Here is a 14,270-nt window from a genome sequence, read left to right as displayed (position 1 = left end):
TTTACGTTGGTTTTGCGGCGGTGTCTTACTCTCCCACACTCTCTCGGGTGCAGTACCATCAGCGCTGTCAGGCTTAGCTTCCGGGTTCGGAATGGTTATCCGGGCGTTTCCCTGACGCTATAACCACCGCAAAAAACAGTGGGGGCACACAGTGCGTGTGTACGGTCATGTTTTTTGTTGTGTTGTTTGTGTGGACGCGAGTTAATGAAAGTTTCGTTCGTAATAACCAGTGTTTGTTGTTTGTGTTACCTGGTTTACTAGCACGTGGTGTGTGTGAGTGATCGGTGTATTAGTACCAGTCAGCTACACACATTACTGTGCTTCCACATCTGGCCTATCAACCCTATAGTCTGTAGGGCACCTCATGGAAATCTCATCTTGAAGCAGGCTTCCCGCTTAGATGCTTTCAGCGGTTATCCTTCCCGAACGTAGCCAACCAGCCATGCACCTGGCGGTACAACTGGCACACCAGAGGTTCGTCCGTCCCGGTCCTCTCGTACTAAGGACAGCCCTTCTCAAATTTCCTACGCACGCAGCGGATAGGGACCGAACTGTCTCACGACGTTCTAAACCCAGCTCGCGTACCGCTTTAATGGGCGAACAGCCCAACCCTTGGGACCGACTCCAGCCCCAGGATGCGACGAGCCGACATCGAGGTGCCAAACCATGCCGTCGATATGGACTCTTGGGCAAGATCAGCCTGTTATCCCCGAGGTACCTTTTATCCGTTGAGCGACCGCGATTCCACAATCCACGGCCGGGTCACTAGTCCCAGCTTTCGCTCCTGCTCGACACGTCCGTCTCACAGTCAAGCTCCCTTGTGCACTTACACTCAAAACCTGATTGCCAACCAGGCTGAGGGAACCTTTGGGCGCCTCCGTTACTCTTTGGGAGGCAACCGCCCCAGTTAAACTACCCATCAGGCACTGTCCCTGAACCCGATCAGGGTCCGAAGTTAAGGAATCCAGAATGGCCAGAGTGGTATTTCACCAATGACTCCACACACACTGGCGTGCATGCTTCATAGTCTCCCACCTATCCTACACAAGCCACACCGAACACCAATACCAAACTGTAGTAAAGGTCTCGGGGTCTTTCCGTCCTGCTGCGCGTAACGAGCATCTTTACTCGTAATGCAATTTCGCCGAGTTCGTAGTAGAGACAGCAGAGAAGTCGTTACGCCATTCGTGCAGGTCGGAACTTACCCGACAAGGAATTTCGCTACCTTAGGATGGTTATAGTTACCACCGCCGTTTACTGGGGCTTAAATTCTCCGCTTCACCCAAGGGTTAACGGGTCCTCTTAACCTTCCAGCACCGGGCAGGCGTCAGTCCGTATACATCGACTTACGTCTTCGCACGGACCTGTGTTTTTAGTAAACAGTCGCTTCTCTCTGGTCTCTGCGACCACCACCAGCTTTCACCGCAAAAGGCTAGTACCAGGATGGTCCCCCTTCTTCCGAAGTTACGGGGGCAATTTGCCGAGTTCCTTAACTACGATTATCTCGCTCGCCTTAGTATTCTCTACCTGACTACCTGTGTCGGTTATGGGTACGGGCGGATCAAACCTCACGTCGATGCTTTTCTTGGCAGCATAGGATCACCAGATCACTCCACCACGTGGAGTGCCCATCAGCTCTCAGCCTTCATGTCACCCGGATTTACCAAAATGACAGCCTACAACCTTAGACCACGACAACCATCGCGCAGCCTGGCTACCTTCCTGCGTCACACCTGTTAACACGCTTACCTACAACACGCTCAGGTCCTACCACTATCAACAACCACACCCTAAAAGGGTGATCGGTCAATACCAGTAGTTAGTCTCACATGATTCGGTATGGACGGTTTTTCACCGGTACGGGAATATCAACCCGTTATCCATCGACTACGCCTGTCGGCCTCGCCTTAGGTCCCGACTTACCCAGGGCGGACGAACCTGCCCCTGGAACCCTTTGTCATCCGGCGGACGGGATTCTCACCCGTCTTTCGCTACTCATGCCTGCATTCTCACTCGTATAGCCTCCACCACTCGTTCACACGGCGACTTCACCGGCCACACGACGCTCCCCTACCCAACACCACAGCTGTTAAGCCTTCATACGTGGTGTTGCCACAACTTCGGCGGTGTACTTAAGCCCCGCTACATTATCGGCGCGGAATCACTTGACCAGTGAGCTATTACGCACTCTTTCAAGGGTGGCTGCTTCTAAGCCAACCTCCTGGTTGTCTTCGCAACTCCACATCCTTTCCCACTGAGCACACGCTTAGGGGCCTTAGTTGATGGTCTGGGCTGTTTCCCTCTCGACTACGAAGCTTATCCCCCGCAGTCTCACTGCCACGCTTACACTTACACGCATTCGGAGTTTGGCTGACGTCAGTAACCCGATAGGGCCCATCAGCCACCCAGTAGCTCTACCTCGCATAAGCAACACGCAACGCTGCACCTAAATGCATTTCGGGGAGAACCAGCTATCACAGAGTTTGATTGGCCTTTCACCCCTAACCACAGATCATCCCCCCAGTTTTCAACCTAGGTGGGTGCGGGCCTCCACGACGTCTTACCATCGCTTCACCCTGTCCATGGCTAGATCACTCCGCTTCGGGTCTAGAACACGCGACTATGGCGCCCTATTCGGACTCGCTTTCGCTACGACTACCCCACACGGGTTAACCTCGCCACGTATCACTAACTCGCAGGCTCATTCTTCAAAAGGCACGCCATCACCCCAACAAAGGAGGCTCTGACGGATTGTAAGCACATGGTTTCAGGTACTATTTCACTCCCCTCCCGGGGTACTTTTCACCATTCCCTCACGGTACTATCCACTATCGGTTACCAGGAAGTATTTAGCCTTACCAGGTGGTCCTGGCAGATTCACACAGGATTACACGAGTCCCGTCCTACTCGGGAATCAGTCACACCACAACACACGCATTTCGGCTACAGGACTCTCACCCACTACGGTTAGCCATCCCAGACTATTCACCTACACGCATATCACGGCACCACTCCATGCTGAGAGCAGAAAAACCAACCCCACAACACCATGCATGCAACACCAGCACGCTTACACACACACGGTTTAGGCTCATCCACGTTCGCTCGCCACTACTAGCAGAATCATTATTATTTTCTCTTCCTATGGGTACTGAGATGTTTCACTTCCCCACGTTCCCCCCTACCACCTATACATTCAATGGCAGGTCACCACACATCACATGCAGCGGGGTTACCCCATTCGGACACCCTCGGATCACCGTCCGTTCACCAACTCCCCGAGGCTTATCGCAGGTCACCACGTCCTTCATCGGCTCCTGATACCAAGGCATCCACCATGCGCTCTTACACACTCACCACACTTACAAAACGTGCAGCAAACCAGATAACACACAACAACAAACAATCACGACGATCATTCATCAGATGCTCGCGTCCACTATTCACAAACAAAAACAACAACAAGAAGAACCACACAACAGTGCCTGTTCCCCCACAACCCAACAACGTGTTCACCCGTCCACTGCATACCCCATCCAAAGAGCACACAACACACGCACACAACACACAAACAAGTGCACTGTGAGAGTTTTTGTGACGTTCCACCCAAAAATAAGCACCACACACAAAACATGTGGCTTACCCACCCAAACACTAGGTGGTTGCTCCTTAGAAAGGAGGTGATCCAGCCGCACCTTCCGGTACGGCTACCTTGTTACGACTTAGTCCCAATCACCAGTCCCACCTTCGACGGCTCCCCCCACAAAGGTTAGGCCACCGGCTTCGGGTGTTACCGACTTTCGTGACTTGACGGGCGGTGTGTACAAGGCCCGGGAACGTATTCACCGCAGCATTGCTGATCTGCGATTACTAGCGACTCCGACTTCACGTAGTCGAGTTGCAGACTACGATCCGAACTGAGACCGGCTTTAAGAGATTCGCTCCACCTCACGGTATCGCCACCCTCTGTACCGGCCATTGTAGCATGCGTGAAGCCCAAGACATAAAGGGCATGATGATTTGACGTCATCCCCACCTTCCTCCGAGTTGACCCCGGCAGTCTCCCATGAGTTCCCACCATCACGTGCTGGCAACATAGAACGAGGGTTGCGCTCGTTGCGGGACTTAACCCAACATCTCACGACACGAGCTGACGACAACCATGCACCACCTGTACACCAGTCAAAAAGAAAACCACATCTCTGCAGCGATCCAGTGCATGTCAAGCCTTGGTAAGGTTCTTCGCGTTGCATCGAATTAATCCGCATGCTCCGCCGCTTGTGCGGGCCCCCGTCAATTCCTTTGAGTTTTAGCCTTGCGGCCGTACTCCCCAGGCGGGGCACTTAATGCGTTAGCTACGGCGCAGAATCCGTGGAATGGACCCCACACCTAGTGCCCAACGTTTACGGCATGGACTACCAGGGTATCTAATCCTGTTCGCTCCCCATGCTTTCGCTCCTCAGCGTCAGTAACAGCCCAGAGTCCCGCCTTCGCCACCGGTGTTCCTCCTGATATCTGCGCATTTCACCGCTACACCAGGAATTCCAGACTCCCCTACTGCACTCTAGTCCGCCCGTACCCACTGCACGCGCACCGTTAAGCGGCACGTTTCCACAGCAGACGCGACAAACCACCTACGAGCTCTTTACGCCCAATAATTCCGGACAACGCTAGTACCCTACGTATTACCGCGGCTGCTGGCACGTAGTTAGCCGGTACTTCTTCTGCAGGTACCGTCACTTTCGCTTCTTCCCTACTGAAAGAGGTTTACAACCCGAAGGCCGTCATCCCCCACGCGGCGTCGCTGCATCAGGGTTTCCCCCATTGTGCAATATTCCCCACTGCTGCCTCCCGTAGGAGTCTGGGCCGTGTCTCAGTCCCAGTGTGGCCGGTCGCCCTCTCAGGCCGGCTACCCGTCGTCGTCTTGGTAGGCCATCACCCCACCAACAAACTGATAGGCCGCGAGCCCATCCCTTACCAAAAAATCTTTCCTACACAACCATGCGATCACGCAGAATATCCGGTATTAGACCCAGTTTCCCAAGCTTATCCCGAAGTAAAGGGCAGGTTACTCACGTGTTACTCACCCGTTCGCCACTCATCCACCCAGTGCAAGCACCAAGCTTCAGCGTTCGACTTGCATGTGTTAAGCACGCCGCCAGCGTTCGTCCTGAGCCAGGATCAAACTCTCCACAAAAAAGAAAGAAAAACCCCAGCACCCAAAAAGAAAAGACAAGAAAAAATCAAGCCAAATCAATCTGAGAACCAGAAAAAATAAAACAAAACTGGCATCACAAAAACAAACAAACACGCTATTGAGTTGAAAAAGAACACACACACAAAAACACTCACCAACACACAGTCGGCTCACGCTAAAGGTGGCTTCTGCCTCGATCGAGGCAACTTCTCCATTTTAGAACAGATTTCATTTCTTAGCAAGTTTGCGACTCGCAAGTCCTGAAAATCTTTCCGGATGTTCACCTCAAAGTCGTTTCCGTCCTTGAGGCGACAAGAAAATAATCTATGCCATTTACAGCGGGCATGCAAGCCCGCTGGACGTGACTCTCGCAACACTGCGAGAACGCAACGAGACAGTCGGTCCGGAAACTACCTCGGTGTCCCTTAACCCCGCCTTAATCCTCCACGGGTTCCGCGAGCTCTGGGCCGTCATTGCGCACGTTACCCACGGCTCGAGTAACCCGGTACCGTTCAACGCGATCCACATCAACCGCCTGCAGCGCAGCATCGAGAACACCCAAGGCATCCGCCTTCGTTTCCACCGGTTCGCACCAGCGATCGACCCCCGCACGGTCCAAAACAACAGGCATGCGGTCATGCACAGGAACCAAATGACCATGGGACGGCATCGTCAGTATGGTCGTTGAGACGTACCAGCCGTCAGTTGTCCGCGGATCGGACTCAGGAATACCTAAGGCGTCACATTTTGCGAACTCATACAGGCCAGCTAAAAACAACCAGCCGTCACCGTGCATGAGCCACGGGGTTTTTTCACCGTCTTCTACTGCCCATTCGTAATATCCACTCACAGGTATGACGCATCGGCGGCGCACAAAAGCAGAACGGAACATGGGTTTATCCGCGACAGTTTCACTGCGAGCATTAAAGGCGCGGAAGCCAATTTTCACGTCCTTAGCCCAACCAGGAACCAAACCCCACCCAGCGGTCTCCAAACGCCTAACGATTTCACCTGTATCGCTCACCGAATCGCAAACAATAGGTAATGCCGACCCCGGGGGCACGTTAAAACGTGGCGAAAACATATACCGCTCATGCTCAACTCCCAGCTCGCGACCAATGTCAGCCGGGTCTGAAGCCATGTTTAAACGTCCACACACACGTCGATCGTGGCACGGGACAACATTCGTGGCAAGATCGTTCGTCATAGGGTGGGAATGCCAAGGAGGTTACCCAGTGACGCACTTTGACCCGCTTGAAGAAGCTAAGCGCAAATGGATCGACGACGGAAACAGTGAGTTTGCGGACGGCATGTCATTTGTCACGTCGATCATGCGTTCGCATCAGATCATGTTGGGGCGTGTTGAGGCGGTACTGCGCCCCATGAACCTCACGTTCGCTCGTTATGAACTCCTCACGCTTCTTCGCTTCACAAAGACCGGCAAACTTCCTACCTCTAAGGTTTCCCAGCGCCTTCAAGTCCACCCCACAAGCACCACCAATGCTGTTGACCGCCTCGAAAAAGCCGGGCTTGTTACACGCGAAACCCACCCGAACGACAAACGCACAACCCTGGTCTGTCTCACAGAAGAAGGGCGCAAACTCTCTGAGCGGGCAACCGTCGCCCTCAACGAAAACGTCTTCGCCTCCCCCGGCCTCGAACCTGACGATCTCACACGTGCTCTGGAGCTACTCGCCAAGCACAGAAAGAGCCAAGCACATTTACTTTGACGTCCAACTAAATGGGCATACCATGGTGACCAACACCACGAATTGGAGGTTTCATGGCGCACCCAGCTGCTGCACTCACTTTTGGACTGACAGACGATCAACGCGAAATCGCCAACATGGCGCGCACCTTTGCCGATGAAATGATCGCACCCCACGCACTTGAATGGGACGAAAACCACCACTTCCCCGTCGACGTCATCAAACAGACCGGCGAACTTGGAATGGCGTCAATCTACGTATCCGAAGAATCCGGTGGCTCGGGACTGGGGCGCATGGACGCCGCTCTCATCTTCGAAGCGCTTTCAACAGCATGCCCCGCGGTGGCCGCCTACATTTCCATCCACAACATGGTCGCTTGGGTACTCGACAATTTCGCCAACGACGACCAAAAACAACGGTGGCTCACACCGCTGACCAACTTCGACAAACTCTCCAGCTACTGCCTCACAGAACCAGGCGCCGGCTCCGACGCGGCGGCCCTTGCCACCTCGGCCCGCCTGGACGGCGACCACTACGTCCTCAACGGTGTCAAGCAGTTCATCTCCGGGGCGGGATCTTCTGACTCCTACCTGGTCATGGCACGCACCGGGGACGCCGGCGCAAAAGGCATCTCCGCATTCATGATCGACAAAGACACCCCAGGGCTGTCCTTTGGAGCGAATGAAAAGAAGATGGGCTGGCGCGCGCAACCCACCCGCCAGGTCATGCTCGACAACGTACGTGTTCCCGTTGAAGACCGCATCGGCGACGAAGGCACTGGCTTCAAGATCGCCATGGCTGGACTCGACGGAGGGCGCCTCAACATTGGAGCGTGCGCGTTGGGAGGAGCCCAGTCCGCGCTCGAAAAGGCCGTCACCTACATGGGCGAACGCCAGGCCTTTGGCTCCGAAATCAACCAGTTCCAAGCACTGCGCTTCGAAGTTGCTGGAATGCAGGCCGACCTCGAAGCCGCGCGTTCCTTCCTGTGGAGGGCAGCCTCGGCATATGACGCCAACGACCCCAACACCACCCTGCTGTCAGCCATGGCCAAGCTGAAATCCACCGATATCAGCTTTGACGTGGCAAATCGCGCCCTGCAGATCTTCGGCGGATACGGATATCTGGCAGAGTATGGAGTGGAGAAACTGGTTCGTGACTTGCGCGTCCACCAGATTCTTGAAGGAACGAACGAAATCATGCGCGTCATCATCTCGCGCAAGAGCACAGGAGTTGCCTAAATGTCGGAAGCAAGCGAACCGCAAGTTATTGTCAGCGTCGACAACGGTCTAGGACGCATCGAACTGAACAAGCCCAAAGCGATTAACGCACTGGGCGTGGACATGATCAACACCGTCAACGAAGCGCTGGGCGCGTGGAAGGACGACGATTCAGTCCGCGCAGTGCTCATCACGGGTCGCGGTGAACGCGGACTGTGTGCCGGCGGTGACATCAAAGCGATCTACAAAGCAATCACCGAAGGCAGTACAGACAACGCGAAGTTCTTCCGCCACGAGTACTTCATGAACTACACGCTTGCGGAATACCCCAAGCCTGTCATCGCTGTCATGAACGGCATCACCATGGGTGGCGGTGTGGGAATTTCCGCACACGGATCGGTCCGTATCGTCACCGACTCCACCAAGATCGGAATGCCCGAAACCACGATCGGTCTGTTCCCTGACGTTGGCGCAACCCACATTTTGGCGCGCATGCCTCAGCACGTGGGCATGTACCTGGGTCTGACCGGCCTACCGATCGGCGCAGGCGGCGCAATCGCGTACGGGCTAGCTGACTACTACGTGCCGGACGCTTCGGTTCCTGAGCTGGTTAAGGCTCTCGCGGAAAACCCAGGGGATGTCGCCGAGGTCGTTGCCCAGTTCGCGCAGGACGCACCTGCCGCTGAGCTCGCCGACGACGTTTCGTGGATCGCTGAGTGCTTTGCGAAGGACTCGCCACAAGAGATCGTGGAAGCGCTTCGTTCGCACGAATCGGAGAAGGCCAAGTCCACCGCTGAGCTTCTTGAAACCAAGTCACCACGGTCAGTTGCTGTGACGTTTGAACTGATCCGCCGGGCGGCGTCAATGTCGCTTGCTGACGTTCTTGAACAGGACCTGCGTACCGCGACGCACATTGCCAAGTACCCTGACCTCACTGAAGGTATCCGTGCACAGGTCATCGATAAGGACCGTAACCCAAAGTGGAACCCAGCGTCGCTTGCCGAGCTGGACCCTCAGGAAGTCGAATCCATCATTACAACCCCCGTACAAGACAAGGTGTTTTCATGAGTTACGAAACAATCAAGTTCGAAACCGACAACGGCATCGCAACCATTACTCTTGACCGCCCCAAGGCGTTGAACGCGCTGAACCTGCAGGTACTCACGGAAGTCACCGAAGCAGCAGCACAGGCTGACGCAGACGACAATGTGCGTGTCATCGTCATTACCGGTGAAGGTCGCGCATTCGCAGCGGGAGCTGACATTAAGGAAATGAGCGAACTCGACTTCGCAAAGGCCTACCGTGCCGACTGGTTCGAAGGCTGGAACCGCCTGACAGCAGTTCGCAAGCCCATCATCGCAGCCGTCAACGGTTTTGCCCTGGGCGGTGGCTGTGAACTGGCGATGATGTGCGACATTCTCATCGCAAGTGAAAAGGCGAAGTTCGGCCAGCCAGAAATCAACCTAGGCGTTCTGCCTGGAATGGGTGGCTCCCAGCGTCTGACCCGTGCGATTGGTAAAGCTAAGGCCATGGACCTGTGCTTGACCGGGCGCATGATGGACGCTGAAGAAGCTGAACGCTCTGGTCTGGCCGCCCGCGTTGTTCCACACGATGAACTCCTGGACACCGTGTATGACATCGCTAAGACCATCGCAAGTAAGTCGCTCATCGCATCAGCCATGGTGAAGGAAGCCGTCAACGCTTCGTTCGAAACCACGCTGCAGCAGGGACTGCTGTTTGAACGTCGCCTCTTCCACTCCACTCTGGCCACGAACGACCAGAAGGAAGGTATGGGAGCGTTCGTCGAAAAGCGTGAACCAAAGTTCACTGACTCCTAATCCTCGCGCGGCGTAAAGCGAAACATTCCAGTCGCGAAACGCAGTACGCACAAGTGCAACGAGGCCACCCGTTCAACGGGTGGCCTCGTTTTGTCAGCGAACGTGACGCAGATTATAGTTCTAGGCACACCGAACGATCGTTTATCACGGCAAGTTTTCGAAGGAGACAACTCGTGTCTGAACTCCCTGACATTCTGCGCACACCTCTTGCGGCCCCCATCATTTCTTCCCCCATGTTTATTGCCTCTGGCCCAGACCTCGTCAAAGCGCAGTGCCAGTCAGGAGTCATCGGCTCGTTTCCCACCCTGAACGCTCGCCCACAGGAGCTTCTGGACGAATGGCTCACCGACATTACCGAATCCAACGCCCAGTACGCCGCGGCTAACCCCGGTGCGCCTGTGGGCCCACTCGCAGTCAATCTCATCGTCCACCGGACAAACAACCGACTTGAGCACGACCTCGGCGTCGTTGTCGACCACAAGGTGCCCGTTGTGATCACCTCTCTGGGCGCGCGTGAAGATGTCATCGAAGCAGTGCATTCTTATGGCGGCATTGTTCTGCACGACGTGATTAACAACCGCTTCGCGCACAAGGCGGTTGAAAAGGGTGCGGACGGCCTCATTGCTGTAGCTGCGGGAGCCGGTGGGCACGCGGGTGCGTTGAGCCCGTTCGCACTGGTCCGCGAGATCCGCGAATGGTTCAATGGACCGCTGGCGCTGTCCGGGGCGATTGCGCACGGCCATTCGATCCTGGCCGCGCTGGCTGCCGGCGCTGACTTTGCGTATGTAGGTTCGGCATTCTTGTCCACGCCTGAAGCCAATGTGGTTGATGGCTACCGCAACATGATTGTTGACTCCTCGGCCGATGACATTGTTTATTCCAACCTGTTCACCGGTGTTCACGGTAACTATCTGCGTGGTTCAATTCAGGCAGCCGGGCTGGACCCCGAGAACCTGCCGGTATCTGACCCTTCTGCGATGAGCTTTGAGTCCACGGCCTCCGGTGAGCGTGCAAAGCCAAAAGCGTGGAAGGAAATTTGGGGTTCAGGCCAGGGAATTGGGCACATCACAGGTTCGGTTCCCGCCCGGGAGTTGGTTGCCAACCTGGTAAGTGAGTTTAAGGCTGCACAAGAGGACCTGCGTAACAAGCTGGCTCGCTAACGTTCCGGTGTCTTTGGCCGCCCGGCTGCGGCCGCTCACCTGTTTCTGCTGACATTCAAACGGCCGAGGTGGTAGCACCTCGGCCGTTTGAATGTCACATGACGTGTTTAGAAGTCCCAGTCGTCGTCTTCGGTGTTTTCAGCCTTACCGATCACGTACGAGGAACCTGAGCCGGAGAAGAAGTCGTGGTTCTTTCTGCGCCCCTGGTGGGGTGTCTGGTTTTTGTGTTTTGCCTGGTGAGAGCTGGTGCGTGGTGTGTGGCGGTTAGTCCTGTTTGTGGGTGTTTGTGGGCAAAGTGTGGGCACGGGAAGATTTTTTCCTACCCGATTTGCACTATCCCCAAAGTGGGTATATGCTAGGAGTATAGAAAGCAAGGGAAACAAAGTTCCCGGCACACGATAAGGAGATCGAAAATGAAACTTTACACCACCCTTGATGAAGCCATTAACCGCGAGATTGTCGCAGCCATCGAAGCCACCGGAGTAGTCAAAGACGCTCACGCAGAATACGACATTGACGCTATCGCAGACGAGGTACTCGAATACGTAGACGGATACGAAGAAGAACGTAACGCCTACAACCTCAACCGCCAAGGCTTCCGCCTACGCGAGGACATCGACCACGACGAATTCTGGGACGCTGTAGCCAAGCACGAAGCCTAAATGCAACTAAGCCCCAGCCTCACCGCTGGGGCACAACACTTTTTGGGGATTAAATGGAACGCATGACTGGTGCGCATTTCCGCGCACTCCGCACCTACCTGGGCTACTCGGTGAAAGAAATTGCTGATTACCTTGGAGTGAGCCAGAATTCTGCCCGCGCTTGGGACAAGGGGGTGTACCAACCCCCGGCTGGAGTGGTGGAGGAACTTCAGGAGCTTAGTGACGCTACAGATAAGGCTGTGGAGTATCTAGCCCGCCACTACAGCAAGTCAGAAATCGAATGGCCCATGGAGATACCGCGCACGCCAGAGGACATTCCCGACATGCTCCCGCAAATCATCATGCCCGGACCAGTCACACTCGACTGGTGGAAAATGGTGGGCATTCGCGTGTGTGAGCGGGTGCCGGGGCTGACACTTGAGTGGGCATGAAAAAGCGTAGCCAAAGGCTAAACATTTTCACACTCCCCTACCTCCAGCAGGGACTCGCACGGACATCACTGGCTCAAAACACGCCCGGCGCGAGATTTACCAAAGACCCGCTACTCATGTGGGTGACAGAGCAAATGACGGTCCTTGCTTACGAGTACGCGCCCGATCTTCCCGAGTGGGACTTCGACGCGGCCACCCAGTCATCATCCGGGATCATTATCTGGGAGGGGTCGACCGGGCTTAATGCTCCCATGCCGGGGCCTGTGGCACGGATGTGGGGTTTTGTCATCCAAGGCATCGTGTGGGTGCACGCTGATAATGGGACAAGGTTCTTCCCTTTAGGGCGGTCGCAAGATGTTTTTCGCACACCCGCGAAATTACCGCTCGTGACGCCACCGTTCTCCTATTCGGCGGCGGAGTTAGCCGAGCACCTACCAAGACTGTGGGCGATGCTTGGTACCACACTCATTCTGTCAGACACTCCGACGGTCGCGGCTCAGCGCACATTTAAGCCACCACCACCCGGACCCACGGGGCGTGCCCCACTTCACTCCCCCGTCACGAAGGTGATGTTGCGCGAAAACCTACCAACCGGGTTACCAGCCACTAAATCTGAAGGTGGTGAGAAGAAATGGGGACTGAAGAAGAGGCACCTCGTCCGGGGTCATTGGCGGGCGCAGGTGTGTGGCCCAGGTCGGGCCGACAGGCGGCCTACCTTCGTGCCGCCCTACATCAAAGGGCCAGCCGACGCGCCACTGGTGGTGAAACCACGAGTGCACGTGTGGGGCCGGTAACGTTTGATGATCTTGTGGCCGAGCATTTACACCCCTACCGCCCCGGCACCAGGAAGGCAAAAATAAAACAGCTCCGGTCGTGGGTGAGGTTTTGCCAGGCGGCGGGCGTCCCCCCACTTGAAGCGACACCCACTCTCATAGAGGACTGGATTAACTCAATGGTTGCGACTGGTGTGGCTATCGGCACTCAAAGCGTGTCACTGTCCACGCTCCGCATATTTTATGCCTGGTGTGCCAGGCGCGGGTATGTTGAGGACTCGCCAGCGAAGTGGGTGCGGGTTGTGGGCAGGTCGAAGCGGAGTTCGCTTGAGCAGTTAGGGGCTAGTGAAGTGTCCGTGATGCTCGAAGCGGCTGAAAAGCTCAGCCCGGAGGCGCACCTCGTGTTTTGCTTCTACGCGCTTAATGGCCTGAGGTCGTCAGAAGCACTCACGGCCAGGGTTGAGCACCTGTCCGAGCGTGACGGGCGCACTATCCTACTGTTGCCTGACCGGAAATTTGGGCATAGTGACCACATCGCGCTACCCGGCCGGACAGTCAAAGCCTGGGGCACTGTGGTGGGCGATAAAGCAAGTGGCCCGGTCTTTAAGGGCAAGCTCTCATTTTTACGAATGTGGGTACTTCGCACGTGCCGACAGCTCGAAGAAGTGACAGGTATACCGCATATTACGCCTCGCATTTTGCGGGCATCTTTCGCGACGATTGCGCTTGATCATGGGGCATCTGAGCGTGATGTGTCAGTGAGTTTAGGGCATGCTGGGACGCGATCTTTGGCCCCCTATGATCGGGGTTGGAGGTCGGTGCATCGGAATGTGTCCGGTGTGGTGGCTGGTGTGGTGGAGGCACAAAAATAAGACCCCCACCACATTCACATGGTGGGGGCCAGTGTTCTTAGAGCACTGCCATGGCTTTCACGTGACGCGAGCGTCCCAGGCGGCGTCCCATGTGGCCTTACCGATGAGACCGTCCACAGGCAAGTGCTTTTCACGTTGGAAGGCCCGCGCTACGGCCCGCGTCCGTGGCCCGTACAGGCCGTCTGCACTGATGTTCCACCCGCGGGCTTTCATCCGCGCCTGCCACACTTTGAGGTGGTCACGGTTGCCGTGGTACCCGGACACGGACCGCTTCGAGCCTGAGCGTGGCCCGAATCTTAACAGCTATGTGCGCCATAATGGCAGGGGCGGGGCGTGGAATGACAACGGGCTCGGCCGAGAGGCAAAAACCGACCTCAACAAGTAAACACATGGGTGATACGAAAATCACCA

Annotated in this window: 12 protein-coding genes and 3 rRNA genes; 8 read left to right on the top strand and 7 right to left on the bottom strand. The window is 55.6% G+C overall.

Annotated features, from left to right (window positions below; genetic code table 11):
- Positions 1-12 precede the first annotated feature (12 nt).
- The 4 genes from rrf to QP868_RS02390 all read right to left on the bottom strand — a co-directional run bounded on the left by rrf (position 13) and on the right by QP868_RS02390 (position 6,338).
- Positions 13-131: ribosomal RNA gene (gene rrf, locus QP868_RS02405) — 5S ribosomal RNA — on the bottom strand.
- A 138-nt stretch (positions 132-269) separates the two neighbouring features.
- Positions 270-3,360: ribosomal RNA gene (locus QP868_RS02400) — 23S ribosomal RNA — on the bottom strand.
- Between the two features lie 313 nt (positions 3,361-3,673).
- A 16S ribosomal RNA gene (locus QP868_RS02395) occupies positions 3,674-5,197 on the bottom strand.
- The 16S, 23S and 5S rRNA genes sit together here, the layout of an rRNA operon.
- Before the next feature lie 436 nt (positions 5,198-5,633).
- Positions 5,634-6,338, bottom strand: a complete 705-nt coding sequence (locus QP868_RS02390) for an SOS response-associated peptidase (protein WP_284925047.1) — start codon at positions 6,336-6,338, stop codon at positions 5,634-5,636.
- 94 nt (positions 6,339-6,432) lie between these two features.
- Between QP868_RS02390 and QP868_RS02385 the strand changes: the two genes are divergently transcribed.
- The 5 genes from QP868_RS02385 (at position 6,433) to QP868_RS02365 (ending at position 11,121) form a co-directional block, all read left to right on the top strand.
- On the top strand, positions 6,433-6,927 hold the full coding sequence (locus QP868_RS02385; protein ID WP_350309953.1) for a MarR family winged helix-turn-helix transcriptional regulator: 495 nt from the start codon (positions 6,433-6,435) through the stop codon (positions 6,925-6,927).
- Between the two features lie 53 nt (positions 6,928-6,980).
- Positions 6,981-8,144, top strand: coding sequence for an acyl-CoA dehydrogenase family protein (locus tag QP868_RS02380; RefSeq protein WP_284925044.1), 1,164 nt, complete (start codon positions 6,981-6,983; stop codon positions 8,142-8,144).
- Positions 8,145-9,191 (top strand): enoyl-CoA hydratase/isomerase family protein, encoded by a 1,047-nt coding sequence (locus QP868_RS02375; RefSeq protein WP_284925043.1) that lies wholly within the window; start codon positions 8,145-8,147, stop codon positions 9,189-9,191. It begins immediately after the preceding gene.
- Entirely contained in the window at positions 9,188-9,961 is a 774-nt protein-coding gene (locus tag QP868_RS02370; RefSeq protein ID WP_284925041.1) for an enoyl-CoA hydratase, read from the top strand. Before QP868_RS02375 ends, QP868_RS02370 begins: the two co-directional genes overlap by 4 nt.
- A 173-nt stretch (positions 9,962-10,134) precedes the next feature.
- Entirely contained in the window at positions 10,135-11,121 is a 987-nt protein-coding gene (locus QP868_RS02365) for an NAD(P)H-dependent flavin oxidoreductase (protein ID WP_284925040.1), read from the top strand.
- A 107-nt stretch (positions 11,122-11,228) separates the two neighbouring features.
- Here the strand turns inward: QP868_RS02365 and QP868_RS02360 are convergent, their stop codons facing one another.
- Positions 11,229-11,426, bottom strand: coding sequence for a hypothetical protein (locus QP868_RS02360; RefSeq protein ID WP_284925038.1), 198 nt, complete (start codon positions 11,424-11,426; stop codon positions 11,229-11,231).
- Positions 11,427-11,534: 108 nt separating this feature from the next.
- On the opposite strand from QP868_RS02360, the gene QP868_RS02355 reads away from it, so the two are divergent.
- On the top strand, positions 11,535-11,783 hold the full coding sequence (locus tag QP868_RS02355; RefSeq protein WP_284925036.1) for a hypothetical protein: 249 nt from the start codon (positions 11,535-11,537) through the stop codon (positions 11,781-11,783).
- Between the two features lie 53 nt (positions 11,784-11,836).
- Entirely contained in the window at positions 11,837-12,214 is a 378-nt protein-coding gene (locus QP868_RS02350; RefSeq protein WP_284925035.1) for a helix-turn-helix domain-containing protein, read from the top strand.
- A gap of 148 nt (positions 12,215-12,362) precedes the next feature.
- Here QP868_RS02350 and QP868_RS02345 read toward each other — a convergent pair whose 3' ends face one another.
- Positions 12,363-12,503 (bottom strand): hypothetical protein, encoded by a 141-nt coding sequence (locus QP868_RS02345; protein ID WP_284925034.1) that lies wholly within the window; start codon positions 12,501-12,503, stop codon positions 12,363-12,365.
- 342 nt (positions 12,504-12,845) lie between these two features.
- On the opposite strand from QP868_RS02345, the gene QP868_RS12070 reads away from it, so the two are divergent.
- On the top strand, positions 12,846-13,859 hold the full coding sequence (locus QP868_RS12070; RefSeq protein ID WP_350309952.1) for a tyrosine-type recombinase/integrase: 1,014 nt from the start codon (positions 12,846-12,848) through the stop codon (positions 13,857-13,859).
- A gap of 57 nt (positions 13,860-13,916) precedes the next feature.
- Here QP868_RS12070 and QP868_RS02340 read toward each other — a convergent pair whose 3' ends face one another.
- Complete coding sequence (locus QP868_RS02340) at positions 13,917-14,123, bottom strand: peptidoglycan-binding domain-containing protein (protein WP_284925032.1); 207 nt, start codon at positions 14,121-14,123, stop codon at positions 13,917-13,919.
- Positions 14,124-14,270 lie beyond the last annotated feature (147 nt).

This window comes from Brevibacterium sp. UMB1308A (genome assembly GCF_030230605.1).
Taxonomy (GTDB): Bacteria; Actinomycetota; Actinomycetes; order Actinomycetales; family Brevibacteriaceae; genus Brevibacterium.
The sequence above is the reverse complement of the archived record's forward strand: the minus strand, read 5'-3'. Positions and strand labels throughout refer to the sequence as shown.